Source organism: Agrobacterium sp. FDAARGOS_525, assembly GCF_003938925.1.
Lineage (GTDB): Bacteria > Pseudomonadota > Alphaproteobacteria > Rhizobiales > Rhizobiaceae > Agrobacterium > Agrobacterium pusense.
Window position 1 is genome coordinate 1082949 of record NZ_RKIU01000003.1, and the last position, 19002, is coordinate 1101950.

The 19002-nt window shown below is 58.8% G+C and carries 16 protein-coding genes; 11 read left to right on the forward strand and 5 right to left on the reverse strand.

What is annotated here, in order from left to right; genetic code table 11:
• Window positions 1-47: 47 nt before the first annotated feature.
• The gene (locus tag EGT36_RS06400) at window positions 48-506 is read right to left on the reverse strand and encodes a YbaK/EbsC family protein (RefSeq protein WP_004439110.1); all 459 of its coding nucleotides are present in this window, start codon (window positions 504-506) and stop codon (window positions 48-50) included.
• A gap of 471 nt (window positions 507-977) precedes the next feature.
• On the opposite strand from EGT36_RS06400, the gene EGT36_RS06410 reads away from it, so the two are divergent.
• Window positions 978-1187 carry a cold-shock protein gene (locus EGT36_RS06410; protein WP_003492998.1) on the forward strand — a complete coding sequence of 70 codons (210 nt, stop codon included), beginning with the start codon at window positions 978-980 and terminating at the stop codon, window positions 1185-1187.
• A 386-nt stretch (window positions 1188-1573) separates the two neighbouring features.
• Here the strand turns inward: EGT36_RS06410 and EGT36_RS06415 are convergent, their stop codons facing one another.
• The gene (locus tag EGT36_RS06415) at window positions 1574-2965 is read right to left on the reverse strand and encodes a dipeptidase (RefSeq protein WP_006699824.1); all 1392 of its coding nucleotides are present in this window, start codon (window positions 2963-2965) and stop codon (window positions 1574-1576) included.
• A gap of 164 nt (window positions 2966-3129) precedes the next feature.
• Window positions 3130-3564, reverse strand: a complete 435-nt coding sequence (locus EGT36_RS06420) for a MarR family winged helix-turn-helix transcriptional regulator (protein WP_022555354.1) — start codon at window positions 3562-3564, stop codon at window positions 3130-3132.
• 415 nt (window positions 3565-3979) lie between these two features.
• Between EGT36_RS06420 and polA the strand changes: the two genes are divergently transcribed.
• The 10 genes from polA to EGT36_RS06475 all read left to right on the forward strand — a co-directional run bounded on the left by polA (window position 3980) and on the right by EGT36_RS06475 (window position 15663).
• Complete coding sequence (gene polA, locus EGT36_RS06425; protein ID WP_125270135.1) at window positions 3980-6976, forward strand: DNA polymerase I; 2997 nt, start codon at window positions 3980-3982, stop codon at window positions 6974-6976.
• A 75-nt stretch (window positions 6977-7051) separates the two neighbouring features.
• Window positions 7052-7771 carry a DUF1868 domain-containing protein gene (locus tag EGT36_RS06430; protein WP_037089564.1) on the forward strand — a complete coding sequence of 240 codons (720 nt, stop codon included), beginning with the start codon at window positions 7052-7054 and terminating at the stop codon, window positions 7769-7771.
• A 192-nt stretch (window positions 7772-7963) separates the two neighbouring features.
• Window positions 7964-8149, forward strand: a complete 186-nt coding sequence (rpmF, locus tag EGT36_RS06435) for a 50S ribosomal protein L32 (protein ID WP_003507205.1) — start codon at window positions 7964-7966, stop codon at window positions 8147-8149.
• Between the two features lie 184 nt (window positions 8150-8333).
• Window positions 8334-10136: a sensor histidine kinase gene (locus EGT36_RS06440; RefSeq protein WP_004439140.1), complete on the forward strand. Its 1803-nt coding sequence runs from the start codon at window positions 8334-8336 to the stop codon at window positions 10134-10136.
• On the forward strand, window positions 10133-11479 hold the full coding sequence (locus EGT36_RS06445) for a sigma-54-dependent transcriptional regulator (RefSeq protein WP_125270136.1): 1347 nt from the start codon (window positions 10133-10135) through the stop codon (window positions 11477-11479). Before EGT36_RS06440 ends, EGT36_RS06445 begins: the two co-directional genes overlap by 4 nt.
• Before the next feature lie 198 nt (window positions 11480-11677).
• On the forward strand, window positions 11678-12661 hold the full coding sequence (locus tag EGT36_RS06455) for a tripartite tricarboxylate transporter substrate-binding protein (protein ID WP_004439144.1): 984 nt from the start codon (window positions 11678-11680) through the stop codon (window positions 12659-12661).
• A gap of 100 nt (window positions 12662-12761) precedes the next feature.
• Entirely contained in the window at window positions 12762-13223 is a 462-nt protein-coding gene (locus tag EGT36_RS06460) for a tripartite tricarboxylate transporter TctB family protein (protein ID WP_004439147.1), read from the forward strand.
• A 9-nt stretch (window positions 13224-13232) separates the two neighbouring features.
• Window positions 13233-14738 carry a tripartite tricarboxylate transporter permease gene (locus EGT36_RS06465; RefSeq protein WP_004439149.1) on the forward strand — a complete coding sequence of 502 codons (1506 nt, stop codon included), beginning with the start codon at window positions 13233-13235 and terminating at the stop codon, window positions 14736-14738.
• Between the two features lie 148 nt (window positions 14739-14886).
• Window positions 14887-15099: a SlyX family protein gene (locus EGT36_RS06470; RefSeq protein WP_004439151.1), complete on the forward strand. Its 213-nt coding sequence runs from the start codon at window positions 14887-14889 to the stop codon at window positions 15097-15099.
• Window positions 15100-15111: 12 nt separating this feature from the next.
• On the forward strand, window positions 15112-15663 hold the full coding sequence (locus EGT36_RS06475) for a DUF924 family protein (protein WP_037089560.1): 552 nt from the start codon (window positions 15112-15114) through the stop codon (window positions 15661-15663).
• 66 nt (window positions 15664-15729) lie between these two features.
• Here EGT36_RS06475 and dnaJ read toward each other — a convergent pair whose 3' ends face one another.
• Both dnaJ and dnaK read right to left on the reverse strand, forming a co-directional pair.
• Window positions 15730-16866, reverse strand: a complete 1137-nt coding sequence (gene dnaJ, locus EGT36_RS06480) for a molecular chaperone DnaJ (protein WP_004439156.1) — start codon at window positions 16864-16866, stop codon at window positions 15730-15732.
• Window positions 16867-16955: 89 nt separating this feature from the next.
• Entirely contained in the window at window positions 16956-18857 is a 1902-nt protein-coding gene (dnaK, locus tag EGT36_RS06485; protein WP_004439158.1) for a molecular chaperone DnaK, read from the reverse strand.
• Between the last annotated feature and the right edge of the window lie 145 nt (window positions 18858-19002).

Sequence of the window (19002 nt, forward strand, 5' to 3'; positions counted from 1 at the left end):
TGCGGCAATTTAAGGCGGGGTTAAGCCCAGGCCGGATCAAATCGGCGTCATTGGCAGACGTCGACCCATTCAGCTTTAGTCAGTTCGGCCATCACATGGGGAGAAATCCGCACCGCTGCATTGGTAGCGCCGGCTGCCGGAACCACTTCAAGATAATCTCTCAGCGATATGTCGCAAAACACCGGCAAAGGCGACGGCAAGCCGAAGGGGCATACGCCGCCGACAGGATGGCTGGTCACCGCAACCACCTCGTCCGCCCCCAGCATGCGCGGTTTCGTTCCGAAATGATCACGGAATTTCCTGTTGTCGAGGCGTTTCGTACCCGCGGTGACAACGAGCAGAATGGCATCGCCCGCCTTGAGGCAGATCGTTTTGGCGATCTGGTCTGGCTCGACGCCATGTGCTTCAGCGGCGAGCGCAACGGTTGCCGAACTGGCTTCCGTTTCAATGATTGTCACCTCGGGTGATTTTTCGGCAAAAAATGCTCTGACGGATTGAATAGACATGCGTATTTGTTAGGCGGTTAGAAATGGTTGTTCAAGATGTCACGACGTAGCTATGCAATAATCGCAATGCTGCGCTGCGATAGAATGTCTGTTTTTTGAGATTCGATGTTGTATGTTCAAAACATCGAAGCGACGCACTCCTCCTCCCAGCGTCGCCCGATTGGACTGACAATACTCCTCCTCCCAATTGTCAGTCAGTTTCAAGAACCCGGCGCACCTCCTCCCGCGCCGGGTTTTTGCTATTTGGCGCTTCCCTTTTTCGAGCCCTGGCGGACCCCTGATGCGATAGTTTCGTTCAAAGAAACTTGACTTTCAGCCCCTTCCAACCTAGGTACTTCGCCATCGATATTTGTTTGACGACCAGAGCTTCGGCGTCTTTCCAGACGCTCACGACGATCTTTTCCTTCAAATTCGACCCCAAGACCGCGCTGCTCGCAGCGCAAATACAATTGCCAACGGAAGGAAATCGTTATGGCGACTGGTACAGTAAAGTGGTTCAACGCAACCAAGGGCTACGGCTTCATTCAGCCGGACGACGGTTCGCAGGACGTATTCGTTCACATCTCGGCTGTTGAGCGCGCAGGTCTGACCGCCCTCAACGACGGCCAGAAGCTTTCTTACGAGCTGATGCAGGACCGCCGCTCTGGCAAGATGTCCGCAGGCAACCTCGTCGCTGCCTGATACGCAACAGGCCCGAAAGGGTTTCTTGCATGAACTGAAAGGCCGGATTTTTCCGGCCTTTTTCTTTGGAAGGAAGTCCGGCGGGCGGGGTCTTGAAAACGGCGGTAAGTATACCGATATAGGGTTCAACAGTGTTTCAGATGAAAACTGTCAGGGGCGTCTTAAGATGCCGCTGTTGTTGCGTTAACCAAAGATTAACCAAAACAGATGATCCTGATTGTGAAAGCAGCGTCGGACATCGACGCGCTCTGAAACATCAGACCGTTGAACCGCTTTGACCACGGATGTACTGGCATTGACGGAAAACGGATGGAAAGGTCGGGCTCGCCCGGCCTTTTTGTTTTTGGAGTGAGCGGAGGCGCCCGACCAGTGGCGCCTCCTCTTTTTTATTTCGCGGCCAGTGCGTCGAGAATGCGGATCCAGGAGCGAATGCCCTTGTGGAAGGACTGCAGGTCGTATTTTTCATTCGGCGAATGAATGCGATCGTCCGTCAAGCCGAAACCGACGAGCAGCGAATCCATGCCGAGCATCTTCTGGAAATCGCCCACGATCGGGATAGAGCCGCCCATGCCGATCACGACGGCCGGTTTGGGCCACTCTTCCGAAAGGGCGTTCTTCGCCTTGGTCAGGACGGGTGAATCGTATGAAAGCTGGATCGCCGGCGATGCGCCATGCTCGTGGAATTCCACGGAGCAATCAGCCGGAATTTTCGAGCGTACATAGGCCCGGAAGTTTTCGCGAATGGCGGCGGGGTTCTGTTCGCCGACAAGGCGGAACGACACCTTGGCGGAAGCTTTTGCTGCAATAACGGTCTTGAAGCCATCACCGGTGTACCCGCCTATGATGCCGTTGACCTCCGCTGTCGGCCGCGCCCAGGTCTGTTCCAGCACGGAGCGGCCCTTTTCACCCGAGGGAACCGAAAGGCCCACTTCACCGAGGAAGGTTTCTGCGGTGCGGCCCAGCGTTTCCCAGGCAGCCTTGATATTGGCGGGCGTTTCTTCCACGCCGTCATAGAAGCCGTCGAGCGTCACGCGGCCGGTCTCGTCGTGCAGGCCAGCGAGAATGTCGGTCAGGATGTGGATGGGGTTTGCGGCGGCACCACCGAAAAGACCCGAATGCAGATCGCGATCGGCGGCGGTGATGACGATTTCTTCGCCGACCAGACCACGCAGCGCCGCGGCAATGGCGGGCGTATCCCGGTCCCACATGCCGGTATCACAGACCAGGGCATAATCTGCCTTCAGCTCTTCCGCATTCGCTTCGAGGAACGGCTTCAGTGAGGGCGAACCGGATTCTTCTTCACCTTCAAAAAGAATGGTGACGCGCACCGGCAGGCCGCCATTCACGGCCTTGTAGGCGCGGCAGGCCTCCACGAAGGTCATCAGCTGGCCCTTGTCATCCGCCGTACCGCGTCCTGTAATCACCTGACGGCCTGCGCCGATATCTTTGACGGCGGGTTCGAAAGGATCGTTTTCCCAGAGATCGAGCGGATCGACCGGCTGTACATCATAATGGCCGTAGAAAAGCACATGTGGGGCGTCTTCATTGGCCGCATCGTGATGCGCCACCACCATGGGGTGACCGGCTGTATCGCGAACGGAGGCGGTAAAGCCGAGCGCTGAAAGCGTTCTCACGAGCCATTCCGCCGCCTTGCGGCACTCGGCCTTGTAAGCGGGGTCCGTGGAAATCGACGGAATGCGAACGAGTTCGAACAGTCGCTCGAGGCTGGAGGTGAGATTGTCATCGGCAGTGGAAAGAATGGGGGAAACGTCTGTCATCGCTGATCCTGTCATGTCTGTCGTGACCCGGCGATAAGACGAAACATCCGGGCATCGCGCATCGCGGGAAACAAGGGCCGGCGTGTCGTGAATCGGCAAACGCGCGGCCGCGGAAACGATAGAGCAGTTCAGGAAAACTGCGAAGCGGTTTCGAGTTGGAAGCGCTATTTTGCTTTTTTTGCGCTCTCGATGGCGCGGCGCATATATTCCAGCAGAAGCTGGCGTTCAAAACGCCGGAAATCCGCAAGCAACATGTCTTCGGTGGCCTCAGAAGCGGCAATGGCATTCGCTTCCAGGTCCCTGCCGCGCTGCGTCAATTCGATGATCTGGGCGCGGCGGTCACCGGGATGCGTCTTTCGCACGATCAGTCCGTCGCGCTCCATGCGTGAGAGCGTGTTAGCAAGCGTTGCCTGTTCGACATCGATTCTGTCGAGCAACTGCCTTTGCGTCAGCCCTTCTTCATGCCAGAGCTCGATGAGAATGGGGAATTGGCCGGGAGAGAAGCCCAATGCGGCGGCTCTTTTCTGCAGCGCCATAGTGAACTCCCGCGCCATTTTGGCGGCGAGATAGATGGCCGATTCATCCCGGGAAAATCCCATTCCTCCGTCCCTCAGACAGTTTGGCCGGACGGCGCCGGCAATTCAATAGTGCGATATATATCGCACGATATGTTTTTGCCAGCCGGTAACAGGCGCAAAATAAAACCGCCATGGCCTGGAGGGGGCGGCCATGGCGGTCATATTGGAGGACAAAGGCCCGGAGAGGGGGAAAGGCCTTTGTCCGGTCTGACGCGGCGGGGGACGAGCCAGCTATCAGACTACGGCGTGATCAGGCGCCGTCCTCTAAGAAATGTGTCTGCAAATGCGGCTTTTCAAGGGAAAGATGGATTACAAATCGGTAACGTTCGGGTGAAATGCGACGCGCTTTTTTCACCACCTCGGTTCCGGCTCTTTACCGTGTGTTCCGCGAAGTTTCGGTAGACGTTAAAACGCCCCCGCGCTATCCATGCTACCCATGAAAAAAGGCGATCATCTCTTCCTCGTTGACGGGTCCGGTTTCATTTTCCGGGCCTTCCATGCCATCCCGCCGCTGAACCGCAAGTCGGACGGGCTGCCGGTCAACGCCGTTTCCGGCTTCTGCAACATGTTGTGGAAGCTCCTGAAGGATGCGCGCAACACCGATGTCGGCGTGACGCCCACGCATTTTGCGGTAATTTTCGATTATTCGTCAAAGACATTCCGCAATGAGCTTTATGATCTCTATAAAGCCAATCGCACGGCGCCGCCGGAAGATCTGGTGCCGCAATTCGGGCTGATACGGGAGGCGACGCGCGCCTTCAACCTTCCCTGCATCGAGACGGAAGGCTTCGAGGCGGACGATATCATCGCCACCTATGCCCGGCAGGCGGAGGCCATTGGGGCCGATGTCACCATCATCTCCTCCGACAAGGATCTGATGCAGCTCGTCACTGCCAATGTCCACATGTACGATGCGATGAAGGACAAGCAGATCGGCATCCCTGATGTCATAGAGAAATGGGGCGTGGGTCCCGAAAAGATGATCGACCTGCAGGCCATGACCGGCGATTCGACCGACAATGTTCCGGGCATCCCCGGCATCGGTCCAAAGACGGCCGCGCAATTGCTGGAAGAATACGGCGATCTCGATACGCTGCTCGCCCGGGCAGGTGGGATCAAGCAGCAGAAGCGTCGGGAAAATATCATCGCCAATGCGGAACTTGCTCGTATTTCCAGACAGCTCGTGGCCCTGAGAACCGACGTGCCGCTGGATCAGCCGCTTGAAGCACTGGTGCTGGAACCTCAGAACGGCCCGAAACTCATTGCCTTCCTGAAGGCGATGGAATTCACCACGCTGACGCGGCGGGTTGCCGAAGCGACAGAGACCGATGCTTCCGCCATTGAGTCCGCCAATGTGCCGGTTCAGTGGGGCGCTGACGCCCATGGTCCCGATCTCGATGCGCCGGCCGCTCCGGCTGCGGGTGAAGCGGCCGCTGGCGTAACGGGCACTGCGGCTTCGCCCGCTATTCCGGCGCGGAAAGGTGTCGGGGAGGGCAGCGCGCCGGCTGATCTTGCCACCGCCCGCCAGACGCTTTTCGCCGCCGCCAAGATCGACACGAGCGCCTACACGACGATCAGGGATCTTGCGACGCTGGACCTCTGGGTTGCGGCGGCGCGGGAAACGGGGGTCGTCGCGTTCGATACGGAAACGACCTCGCTTGATCCGATGCAGGCGGAGCTCGTCGGGTTTTCGCTGGCAATCGCCGATAATGGCAAGGATGCCTCGGGCAGCGATATACGCGCCGCCTACATTCCCTTGACGCACAAGACTGGCTCCGGCGGCGATCTATTCAGCGATGGTATCAGGCTCGCCGAAGGCCAGGTGCCCTTTGACGAAGCACTGGTCCGTCTCAAGGATTTGCTTGAAGACGAGGCCGTGCTGAAGGTCGCGCAAAATCTCAAATATGACTATCTGCTCATGAAACGCCATGGCGTCGTCATGCAGAGTTTCGACGATACGATGCTGATCTCCTATGTGCTTGAGGCTGGCAAAGCGACGCACGGCATGGATTCGCTGTCCGAACGTTGGCTCGGCCATACGCCGATCCCCTATAAGGACGTGGCGGGATCGGGCAAGTCGAGCGTTACCTTCGATTTTGTCGACATAGACAAGGCGACGGCATATGCAGCGGAGGACGCTGACGTCACCTTGCGGCTGTGGATGGCGCTGAAGCCGCGGCTTGTTTCAGAACGGCTGACCAAGGTTTACGAGCGGCTGGAGCGTCCGCTTGTGCCTGTTCTGGCGCATATGGAGGAGCGTGGCATCACCGTCGACCGGCAAATCCTCTCACGTCTTTCCGGCGAACTCGCCCAGAAGGCGGCAGCGTTTGAAGAGGAAATCTACGAGCTGGCCGGCGAGCGTTTCAACATCGGCTCGCCAAAGCAGCTCGGCGACATCCTGTTCGGCAAGATGGGCCTGCCGGGCGGTTCCAAAACCAAGACCGGCCAATGGTCGACCTCGGCACAGGTGCTGGAGGATTTGGCGGCCGAAGGTATTGAACTCCCCCGCAAGATCGTCGACTGGCGGCAGCTGACGAAGCTGAAATCCACCTATACGGATGCTCTGCCGGGATATATCCACCCGGAGACGAAACGTGTGCATACATCCTATGCGCTGGCCTCTACCACAACAGGCCGTCTGTCGTCCTCGGAACCGAACCTTCAGAACATCCCCGTCCGCACGGCGGAAGGGCGAAAAATCCGCACGGCTTTCATCTCCACGCCCGGCCACAAGCTTCTTTCCGCCGACTACAGCCAGATCGAACTGCGCGTGCTGGCCCATGTCGCCGATATTCCGCAGCTTCGCAACGCCTTCGAAAACGGCATCGACATTCATGCCATGACGGCTTCGGAAATGTTTGGCGTGCCTGTCGAAGGCATGCCCTCGGAAGTGCGCCGCCGCGCCAAGGCCATCAATTTCGGCATTATCTACGGTATTTCGGCTTTCGGTCTCGCCAACCAGCTCGGTATCGCCCGTTCTGAAGCCGGCGAATATATCAAGAAATATTTCGAGCGTTTTCCCGGCATCCGCGACTACATGGAGGCGACAAAGGCTTTCGCCCGTGAGAACGGTTATGTCGAGACGATTTTCGGCCGCCGCGCCCATTATCCGGAAATCCGCTCGTCCAACCCTTCCGTGAAGGCCTTCAACGAGCGCGCCGCCATTAACGCCCCGATCCAGGGCTCCGCGGCGGATATAATACGGCGCGCCATGGTCCGTATCGAACCGGCGCTGGAGGCTGAAAACCTTTCCGCCCGCATGCTGTTGCAGGTGCATGACGAACTCATCTTCGAGGTCGATGAAGCGGAAATCGAGAAAACTCTGCCCGTCGTCGTCTCGGTCATGGAAAATGCGGCCATGCCGGCAATCTCCATGAAGGTGCCATTGCAGGTGGATGCCCGCGCGGCTGACAACTGGGACGAGGCGCATTGACCGGCTTTTGGCCGGTCCATGTCATTGCTGTGTCGCGTGCACGGATTAGAGGAAACCCTTCACGAGGAGTTTCCCATGCACGCCCCGCTCGTCTCGAAAGATCTCGGCTATATTTCTGCTGCCTGTCATGATCAGCCGCCGCGCCATCGCGGCAGCCGCTTTAATGAGAATGGTGAGTTTCTGCCTGAGCCGGGCAATACGGTCGTCTGCCATCTTGTCGGGGGCTCGCAGACCGAAAACGCGATCATTGCGACGCGTCAGCGCTTCCTGGATATGCCGGAGGCATCCCAGCTTGCTTTCACACCGGCTTCCAGCCTGCACATGACGGTGTTTCAGGGCATCATCGAGTTTCGGCGTGCTCTGCCCTATTGGCCGCAGACAATGCCGCTTGATACACCGATCGACACGATGACGGACTATTATCGCGACCGCCTTTCTGCTTTTCCGGCGCTGCCGGGATTCAACATGCAGGTCACCGGTTTGCGGCCGGTAGGTCTGGTCCTGACGGGAGCCACGCCCGAGGATGATCGCATTGTGGCCCTGTGGCGGGATGCATTCGCCGATTTCTTCGGATATCGCCATCCTGATCATGACAGCTACGAGTTTCACATCACCCTGTCCTACATCATCAGCTGGTTCAAGCCTGAGTGCCTGCCGCGCTGGCAGGCGATGCTTGACGAGGAACTGGAAAAGCTGCGTGCCGCGGCGCCAGTTATGGAGATGCGTCCGCCGGCTTTCTGTGAATTCAGGGATATGAACCACTTCAAGGAGCTCGTTGTTTTCGATAGAAGGTGAAGCATGATTTGCATTGCCTTAGGGCAGTTCGCCGCATGGTTTTTGCCGAATCGGAAAAAATGCGCGTCAGGGCTGGTCAAAGCCCGTTTGGGCATGTATAAGCGCGCCAAATTTCCGATATCGAGACATCCGACATTCGGCCTTTGGTTCTGGCCGGTTCCGTTGTTTCGCCGCTCAAGTGGAGTAACAAAAATGGCTGTACCAAAAAGAAAAACAAGCCCGTCCAAGCGTGGCATGCGCCGCTCGGCTGACGGTCTCAAGTCTGCGACCTATGTTGAAGACAAGAACTCCGGCGAACTGCGCCGTCCGCACCATATCGATCTGAAGACCGGTATGTATCGCGGCCGTCAGGTTCTGACGCCGAAGGAAAGCGCATAAGCTTTTCCGACGTGACTTTGCAAAAGCCGGCCCTCGTGGCCGGTTTTTTGTTTTTAGCGAGCTATAACGGTGTCCAGCGCTCACTTGGAAAATCTCGTCACTCCTCCTACACTCGCTTCGGGAGAGCGGGTTAGATGCCTGCCGCGTGAGGGGAGTTTCGGTGAAATATCGCTGGATTTTGTTGATGATGCTCGGTCTTGGCCTCGGTTACGGCGCCGTGACAAAAGGAAGCGGCGTCATTGCAGAAAGCTATTTCGGTGAAATGTCCGAGCAGGGGCGCACAACGCTCCGGCTTGCCGTCTCCGCCCTTGGCGGGCTGTTGAACCGTTACGAGCCGCTGCCTGCCTTGATTGCAGATCATGATGACATTGAGGAGCTGGTCGCACATCCCAAGGATGAAGCCCTGCGACAGCGCGCCAATGTCTACCTCAAATCCATCAACACCCTGCTGGAATCCTCCGATATCTACATCATTACGCTGGATGGCGAGACAATCGCGGCCAGCAACTATGATGGTCCGACAAGCTTCGTCGGTGAGAATTTCAGCTACCGTCCCTATTTTCAGGATGCGGCGAAGGGCCTGCAGTCGCGGTTCTTCGCGCTCGGCACGACCTCGCACAAGCGCGGATATTATTTCTCCGCGCCTATTCTCTTCAATGCGGAAATAAAGGGCGTCATCGTCTTCAAGGTCGACATCGAAGGCATAGAGGCCTCCTTCGGCGATGGCGAAAACCGTATTCTTGTGTCGGATCCCGAAGGCATCATTTTCATGACCGGCACGCCGCAATGGCTTTATTCCGGCCTGATGCCGCTGACGCCCGAGAGACTGGCGCGTACCGAAGCATCACGCCGTTACGCCAATGCCACACTGAAGGAACTGCCGTTGAAACACGGCAGTTTCGGCTCGCATCAGCTGATGACGATTACCCAGAATGAGGGGGACAGGGAATATATGGTCCTGTCGCAGCCGATGGCGGATGCAGGATGGACCGTAAGCGTGCTGATGGATACCGGTTCATTGCGGACACAGGTGAAGACGGCAATGATCGCGATCATCCTGTGCCTGTGTCTGGCAGCCGCGCTCATTGCGGCGATGCTGCAGAGACGGCGACGGCTGCGTGAACGGCTGACCCATCAGGCAGAAGCCCAGGCGGAGCTGGAACGGCGGGTCGAGGAACGCACTGCCGATCTGGCGCGTGTGAACCAGGAGATCGAACACGAAATCGCCGAACGCCGCCAGACGGAAAAACAATTACGTAAGATGCAGAATGATCTGGTGCAGGCGGGCAAGCTTGCGGCGCTCGGACAAATGTCGGCGGCCTTGTCGCATGAAATCAACCAGCCGCTTGCCGCAGCCAAGAATTATGCCGAAAACGCGTCGCTTCTTGTAGAGCGCGGGCGGCTGGACGAGGTCAGGGAAAACCTCAGGCGCATTTCGGGGCTGATCGATCGCATGGCCTCGATCAGCAGGCACCTCAGGAATTTCGCCCGAAAGCCGAACGAAAAAATGACTGCGGTCAGCCTGGAAACCGTGCTTCGCGACACGCTTGAAATCGTCGGTGCCCGGTTGAAGGCCGCCAATGCGGTGCTGGATGTCAATCTCGGCCCGGTGCCACTTGCGGTGAAAGCTGGTCCGGTGCGGCTGCAGCAGGTGCTCGTCAACATCATTTCCAACGCGGCGGACGCCGTGGAGGGGCGCGAGGATCGGCGCATCGCGCTCGAGGCCGTACAGCACGGCCAGACGGTTTCCGTCTTCATCCGCGACCGGGGACCAGGCGTTCCGCCGGCAATTTCGGATCGCATCTTCGATCCGTTTTTCACCACCAAGGGTGTGGGGCGTGGCCTCGGCCTCGGGCTTTCCATCTCCTATAACATCATCAAGGATTTTGGCGGCCAGTTGCGGGTGAGAAATCATGAGGAAGGGGGCGCGGAATTCGAGATCGAATTGCCCGCCGCCGCCTGGCGCATGGAGGCGGCTGCGGAATGACCATGTCGCGGGTTTTGCTGATCGATGACGAAGAGGAACTGCGCTTCTCCACTGCCCAGGCGCTGGAGCTTTCCGGTTTTGCCGTCACCATGCTGGCGAGCGCCGAACACGCGCTCGAACTCATCGGCTACAGTTTTGATGGTGTCGTGGTCAGCGACATCCGCATGCCCGGCATGGACGGCATGACGCTGCTGCAGAAGGTGAGGGAGCTCGATGCGGAAATACCTGTGATTCTGATGACGGGTCACGGGGATGTTCAGCTGGCGGTCAACGCCATGCGCAATGGCGCCTATGATTTCATCGAGAAGCCGTTCACACCGCAATATCTCGCGGGCATCATCAAGCGGGCCAATGACCGGCGGGCGCTGGTGCTGGAAAATCGCCGTCTCAAGGCGGTGGCGGGCAAGCATGACGATCTCGAAACGCGCCTGCCGGGCAGAACCCAGGTGATGGTCGATCTGCGGTACCGCATTCGCGCCATCGGTGCGACGGATGCCGATACACTGATCGTCGGAGATACAGGCGCAGGCAAGGAGGTGGTTGCGCGGGCATTGCACGATATCAGCAGCAGAGCCAACCGGCCCTTTGTCGCGATCAACTGTGCGGCGCTTCCGCAGACATTGATTGAGAGCGAGTTGTTTGGTCACGAGGCCGGCGCCTTTCCGGGCGCGCTGCGCCCACGTTATGGCAAGTTCGAACACGCGCGCGGCGGCACCATCCTGCTGGATGAAATCGGCTCTATGCCTTTCGAACTGCAGGGCCGATTGCTTCGCGTGCTGCAGGAAAGAGTGATTACCCGTCTCGGCTCGAATGAAACGGTCGAACTCGACGTGCGCTTCATTGCCACCAGCAAGGTAGATCTGGAACAGGAAGTTGTGGCTGGCCGTTTTCGCGCCGACCTTCTTTACCGCCTCAACGTCGCGACAATTCTCGTGCCGTCGCTCTCGCAGCGCAGCGCGGATATTCCGCTGCTCTTCCTCCATCTGGTACGAGAAGCTGCCGCCCGCTACGGGCGGGAGGATATGGAGGTGCCGCAGCACCTGCTCTCCGCTGTTTCGCTCAGGGAATGGCCGGGCAACGTCCGGGAATTGCGCAACGCTGCGGACCGCTTCGCGCTGGGCCTGGAAACCGACGTGTCCGATGCGTCGCCGGCGTTTCAGGATGATGGCAGGTCGGCTCTCGCCCCGAGGGTCGCGGCATATGAAAAAAGCCTGATTGCGCAGGCCATCGCAGCCCATGGGGGAAATCTGAAATCCGTTTATGAGAACCTCGGCATCTCCCGCAAAACGCTTTACGAGAAGATGCAGAAATACGAGCTTCACCGGCATATGACCGAGATCTGATGGGTGGATTTCCACCCATCTTTAGCCCGTCATGGGTTGAAATCCACCCATTATCTTTGGTTACACGGATAAAACTGCGTTTCATCGCAACAGTGCCGTTGCTGAATGTCACTTCGGGATCGCAAATATCGTCACCCCGGCCGCCATGGAGGAGCATGCGCGGCTGAAGTGGCGATCATTTTCATCCGGGAGGAATCGATGAAAATACTGAAGACAGTTTCCGGCCTTGCTGCCGCCGCTGCCGTTTCCCTTTTCGCGCTGTCCGCATCCGCTCAGACCTATCCCGAGCGTAACATCACCATGGTCGTGCCTTTCTCGGCCGGTGGCCCGACGGACACGGTGGCGCGTCTTGTGGCTGAATCCATGTCGAAGGATCTCGGCCAGCAGATCATCGTGGAAAATGTCGGCGGCGCCGGCGGCACGCTTGGCGCCGGCCGCGTTGCCTCCGCAGATCCCGATGGTTACACCATCCTTCTCCACCACATCGGCATGGCGACCAGCGCCACGCTCTATCGAAAGCTCGCTTACGACACGACCAGTGCTTTCGAATATGTTGGTCTGGTCACGGAAGTGCCGATGACCATCCTGTCGCGCAAGAACCTTGAGACCACGGACCTCAAGGGGCTGATCGATTACGCCAAGGCGAACAAGGACAAGGTCACCGTTGCCAATGCCGGCATCGGCGCGGCCTCTCATCTGTGCGGCATGCTGTTCATGAGCGCCATTGAGACGCCGCTCGTTACCGTGCCCTACAAGGGCACCGGCCCTGCCATGACCGATCTGCTGGGCGGCCAGGTCGACATCATGTGCGACCAGACCACCAACACCACCAAGCAAATCCAGGGCGGCACTGTGAAGGCTTACGCCGTAACCTCGCCGAAGCGGCTGGATGTGCTGAAGGACGTGCCGACAGTTGCCGAAGCTGGCTTGCCCAAACTCGAAGTTGGCATCTGGCACGGCATCTACACGCCGAAGGGCACGCCTGCGGAAATCAACGAAAAGCTCTCCAAGTCGCTGCAGGTGGCGCTGAAGGACAAGAATGTCGCGGCCCGTTTTGCGGAACTCGGCACCACGCCGTCGCCGGAAAGCGATGCGACACCGGCGGCGCTGAAGGCCAAGCTTGAGAGCGAAATCGCCCGCTGGAAGCCGGTGATTGAGGCTGCCGGCCAATATGCCGACTGATGAACGCGGAAAGACCGGCGGTTTCCTGCCGCCGGTCGACCGTGATCAACTTTAACAGGCGAACCGGCTGAATGTCGGCCGCCGTGGAGGGGCATCTTTCATGAAGTCGTTATTTAATGACCCTGCCGAAGCAGTCTGCGGGGCAATTTTTATGGGGCTTGGCGTCTTTTTTGCCTTGCAGTCCTATGGTCTGGAAATCGGAACCGCCTTCCGTATGGGGCCGGGCTACTTCCCGCTGGTACTCGCGATCATCCTGATCCTGCTTGGCGGCGTTATATTCCTGCGCGCAACCCGGCCGGCTGGCGAGGGCATCGGCGCAATCGCCTGGCGCGGCATATTTTTCATCCTGCCCGCGCCGATCTTTTTCGGTTTCACTGTTCGGGGCCTGGGTTTTGTGCCGGCGCTGTTTTTCAGCGCGCTCATTGCGTCCTTCGCCTCACACAAGATGAGCCCGTTGATGGCGGTCGTTCTTTCCGCGGCTATCACTGTCTTTTCCGTCGCTGTTTTCAATTATGGTCTTGGCCTGCCTTTCCAGCGCTTCGGCCCCTGGCTCAACTTCTGAGGTATAGCGATGGATTTGCTCGATAATCTTGCGCTCGGTTTCGTCACCGCCTCGTCGCTGGCAAACCTCTTTTTCTGCCTGATCGGCGTGCTGCTTGGCACCCTCATCGGCGTTCTGCCCGGCATCGGCGCGACGGCGACTATCGCCATGTTGCTGCCGATCACCTTCCAGCTTGAGCCCGTCTCGTCGCTGATCATGCTCGCCGGCATCTATTACGGTGCGCAATATGGTGGATCGACCACGGCGATCCTGATCAATATGCCCGGCGAATCGTCCTCTGCCGTCACCGCCATCGATGGTTACCAGATGGCACGCAAGGGCAAGGCGGGTGCAGCGCTTGCCATCGCCGCCATCGGATCGTTCTTCGCCGGCACGGTGTCAACCTTCCTCGTCGCAATCTTCGCGCCGCCGCTCACGGCAATCGCGCTGGAATTCGGCGCGGCGGAATATTTCTCGCTGATGGTCGTCGGCCTTGTGTCGTCCATCGCGCTCGCCCATGGCTCCATCGTCAAGGCGTTGGCCATGGTCGTGCTTGGCCTGCTGCTCGGTCTCGTCGGCACGGATATCTATAGCGGCACGCCGCGCTTCACCCTTGGTATCCGCGAATATGCCGATGGCCTGAATTTCGTGGCTGTGGCTGTGGGTGTCTTCGGTATCGCCGAAATCCTGCGCAACCTCGAAAACGAGCGGACCCGTTCGGTGCTGATCGCCAAGGTCAGCGGCTTGATGCCGACCAAGGATGATTTCAAGCGCATGGTAGGGCCGGTTCTGCGCGGCACGGCCATTGGTTCGGCTCTCGGCATCCTGCCGGGTGGCGGGGCGATCCTTGCCGCCTTTGCCTCCTACACCGTGGAGAAACGTGTCTCCAAGAACCCGGAAGAATTCGGGCACGGCGCGGTTGCCGGTGTGGCCGGTCCGGAGTCAGCCAACAATGCCGGTGCCCAGACGTCGTTCATTCCGCTCCTGACGCTCGGCATTCCGGCCAATCCGGTGATGGCGCTGATGATCGGGGCGATGATCATTCAGGGCATCGTCCCCGGTCCGAATGTGGCGACCGAACAGCCGGCGCTGTTCTGGGGCATCATCGCCTCCATGTGGATCGGCAATCTGATGCTGGTCATCCTCAACCTGCCACTGATCGGGCTGTGGGTGAAGCTGCTGACGGTGCCCTATTACGTGCTCTTCCCGATCATCATGGCCTTCTGCGCCATCGGGGTCTACAGCGTCAATTCCAACGTCTTCGATCTCTATGCCGTCGCCTTCTTCGGCTTCATCGGCTATGTGCTGGTGAAACTGCGCTGCGAACCTGCCCCGTTGCTGCTGGGCTTCGTGCTCGGTCCGCTGCTGGAGGAGAACCTGCGGCGCGCCATGATCCTCTCGCGTGGCGATCCGTCGACCTTCGTGACCCGGCCGATCAGCGCAACCCTGCTTTTCATTGCGCTCGCCGTGCTGATCATCGTCTTCCTCCCCAGCGTGAAAAAGAAACGCGAAGAGGTTTTCGTAGAAGAAGACTGAGAATGCGATAAACTCATGTGGCCGGCGATGGAGACATCGCCGGCTTTTCTGTCTCTGTTTCCGCCATGCCGAATTCGCTTCACGAAAGCGACATATGGTTGACTCGCGAGCCTTTAGGCCCAAGGAAGGGCTGGAAAGAGAGGTCACCATGACGTCGGAAACCGAAGAACGGATCATCGCGCTCGAGGAAACGGTCGCGCATCAGTTGAAGGTGATAGAGGAACTGTCTGACCAGCTGGCGGAGCAGTGGAAGGTTGTTGAACAGACCCGCGCCAAGCTTGATCGCCTGACGGAGCGGTTCCTGAGCCTTGAGGAGCAATCGCTGGACGCGCCTGCCATCACAAGGCCACCGCATTACTGACGGGAGTAGTGGATGAAAAACGACACAGCCAAGCTCGCTGAAGAAATCGTCGATTTCTGGAAGAAGGCTGGCCCGGAAAAATGGTTCGACAAGGACGCCGCCTTCGACAGTCACTTTCACGACCGGTTCCGTGACGCTCATTTCGCTGCAGCGAGGCGGGAACTGGATGGCTGGCTGGAGGGTGCAGAAAGCAGCCTCGCCTTGATGCTGCTGCTGGATCAGTTTCCGCGCAACTGCTTTCGCGACACGGCGCACATGTATGCGACCGATCCTCTGGCGCGGCTTTTGGCCGATGACGCCATCCGGCGCGGACATGATCAGGCGGTGAGTGAGGATCTGCGGGTCTTCTTCTATCTACCGTTTTCTCACGCAGAAGATCTGGAGGCGCAGCACCGGGCGTGCCGTCTCAATCAGCCGCTTGGCGGGCTTTATCTGCATCACGCCGAAGAACATCGCGAGATCATCGAACGTTTCGGCCGTTTTCCGCACCGTAACAAGATTTTGTTGCGGGAAACGACCGCGGAGGAGCGGCAATATCTGGAAGAGGGCGGCTTTTCAGGCTGACCCCAAAAAGAAAACGCCGCCAGTCCCAGGGATGGCGGCGTTTCTGATGGTGAAGAACGGCGGCACTCAGCCGTCGAAGAATTCCTTCATCCGGGCGAAGAAGCCCGTCGATTCCGGATTATTCTCCTTAGAAGACAGCTGCTCGAACTCCTGCAGCAGCTCGCGCTGTCGCTTGCTGAGTTTCTGCGGCGTCTCGATCTGAATCTGGATATAGAGATCGCCCGTCTGCGCCGAACGCAGCACCGGCATGCCCTTGCCCTTCAGACGGAACTGCTTGCCCGGTTGGGTGCCTTCCGGAACCGTGACGCGCGACTTCGTGCCATCGAGCGTCGTGACATCGAAGGTGCCGCCAAGCGCTGCCGTCGTCATCGAGATCGGCACGGTGCAATAGAGATCGGCACCGTCGCGCTGGAAGAACTCATGCGGACGCACGGACAGGAAGATATAGAGATCGCCCGCCGGACCGCCACGCATGCCGGCTTCGCCTTCGCCCTGCAGGCGAATGCGGGTGCCGTCCTCGATGCCCGAGGGAATGTTGACCGAGAGCGAGCGCTCTTCCGTTACGCGGCCCTGACCATGGCACTTGCCGCAGGGGTCGGAGATCGTCTGTCCGCGGCCATGGCAGGTGGGGCAGGTGCGCTCCACCGAGAAGAAGCCCTGCGCGGCGCGCACGCGGCCTGAACCCTGGCAGGTGGCGCAGGTCTTCGGCTGCGTGCCGGGCTTGGCGCCCGAGCCGGAACAGACGTCGCAGGTGATCGAGGTCGGAACCCTGATCTGCGCCGTCTTGCCGGTGAAGGCTTCTTCCAGCGTGATTTCCATGTTGTAGCGAAGATCGGCACCGCGTTCGCGACCGCCGGAAGACCGGCGCGCGCGACCGCCGCCCATCATCTCGCCGAAGATGTCTTCGAAAATATCCGAGAAGCCGCCATTGGCGAAACCGCCGCCGCCAAAGCCGCCACCGCCGCCCATGCCGCCATTTTCAAAGGCCGCATGGCCGAAACGATCGTAGGCCGCGCGCTTCTGCGGATCCTTCAACGTTTCATATGCTTCGTTGATTTCTTTGAATTTCCGTTCGGAATCGGCATCATCAGGGTTTTTGTCCGGATGGTACTTCATCGCGAGTTTGCGGAAGGCGCTTTTCAGCTCTTTTTCGTCCGCAGTCTTGCTGACGCCGAGTGTTTCGTAAAAGTCTGCTTTCGCCATTCAGTTAACAAGCCCCGCAAATGGATTTCCGGCTGCACGCGGCAGCCGGATGTCTTGCATAAATTGTCAGGAGACGGAAAGTCGCGCGATTATGCGGACTTCTTGTCGTCCTTGATTTCTTCGTAGTCAGCGTCGACGACGTCATCCTTGCCGCCTTCGGAAGCATCGCCAGCCTCGGCCTGCTGCGCTTCATAGATGGCCTGACCGAGCTTCATGGAGACTTCCATGAGGGTCTGGGTCTTCGCCTGGATGTCGTCGGCGTCAGGCTCGGAAGCCTCAACCGCGGTCTTCAGGGTGGCAATGGCGTCTTCGATCGCCTTGCGGTCGGTTTCGGAAACCTTGTCGCCATATTCCTTCACCGACTTCTCGGTAGAATGGATGAGGCTTTCAGCCTGGTTCTTGGCTTCCACGCCCGCACGACGCTTCTTGTCGGCCTCAGCATTGGCTTCGGCGTCCTTGACCATCTTTTCGATGTCGGCGTCAGAAAGGCCACCGGAGGCCTGGATGCGGATCTGCTGTTCCTTGCCGGTGCCCTTGTCCTTGGCCGAAACCTGCACGATACCGTTGGCGTCGATATCGAAGGTAACTTCGATCTGCGGAACACCACGCGGTGCCGGCGGCAGGCCAACGAGGTCGAACTGACCAAGCAGCTTGTTGTCCTGCGCCATTTCGCGCTCACCCTGCGAGACGCGGATGGTCACGGCCGACTGGTTGTCTTCGGCGGTCGAGAAGGTCTGGCTCTTCTTCGTCGGGATCGTCGTGTTGCGATCGATCAGACGCGTGAAGACGCCACCCAGCGTTTCGATGCCGAGCGACAGCGGGGTCACGTCGAGCAGCAGAACGTCCTTGACGTCGCCCTGCAGAACGCCGGCCTGAATGGCCGCGCCCATGGCAACAACTTCATCAGGGTTCACGCCCTTATGCGGCTCCTTGCCGAACAGCTGCTTGACGACTTCCTGCACCTTCGGCATGCGGCTCATGCCACCGACGAGAACGACTTCGTCGATCTCGGAAGCGGAGACGCCGGCGTCCTTGAGCGCTGCCTTGCAAGGTGCAACGGTGCGCTGCACGAGGTCGTCGACCAGGCTTTCGAACTTCGCACGGGTCAGCTTCAGCGTCAGGTGCTTCGGACCGGAAGCGTCAGCCGTGATGAACGGCAGGTTGATTTCGGTCTGCTGCGAGGACGACAGTTCGATCTTCGCCTTTTCAGCAGCTTCCTTGAGGCGCTGCAGAGCGAGCTTGTCGTTCTTCAGATCGATGCCCTGATCCTTCTTGAACTCGCCGGCCAGATACTCGACCAGACGCATGTCGAAGTCTTCACCGCCAAGGAAGGTATCGCCGTTGGTGGACTTCACTTCGAAGACGCCGTCGCCGATTTCCAGAACGGAAATATCGAAGGTGCCGCCGCCAAGGTCATAAACGGCGATCGTCTTGCCGTCCTTCTTGTCGAGGCCGTAAGCGAGTGCTGCCGCGGTCGGCTCGTTGATGATGCGCAGAACATCAAGGCCGGCGATGCGGCCGGCATCCTTGGTTGCCTGGCGCTGCGCGTCGTTGAAGTACGCCGGAACGGTGATGACGGCCTTCTCGACCTTTTCACCGAGATAGGCTTCAGCGGTTTCCTTCATCTTCTGCAGGATCATCGCGGAAATCTGCGAAGGGGAATAATTCTTGTCCTGCGCCTTCACCCAGGCGTCGCCATTGTCACCCTTGACGATCTCAAAAGGAACAAGAGCCTTGTCCTTCTCGACGGTCGGGTCTTCATAACGGCGGCCGATCAGGCGCTTTACCGCAAACAGGGTGTTAGTCGGATTGGTGACCGCCTGGCGCTTGGCCGGCTGGCCGACAAGGCGTTCGCCATCGTCGGAAAATGCCACCATGGACGGCGTGGTACGTGCGCCTTCCGCGTTTTCAATAACTTTGGTGTCCTTGCCATCCATCACTGCGACGCAGGAGTTGGTTGTGCCAAGGTCGATACCGATTACTTTTGCCATGCTCTTCTCTCCTTGAAGCGCGCTGTCTGAACCCCGTGAGGCATTCCTTTGACAGCACCTTGACTTGGATTTGCAGCCTTCGCTGCTGTTATGCGGCGTATATAAGGAGCGATTTTTGCGGCTGCAAGGCGCAAGAGCAGGGGAA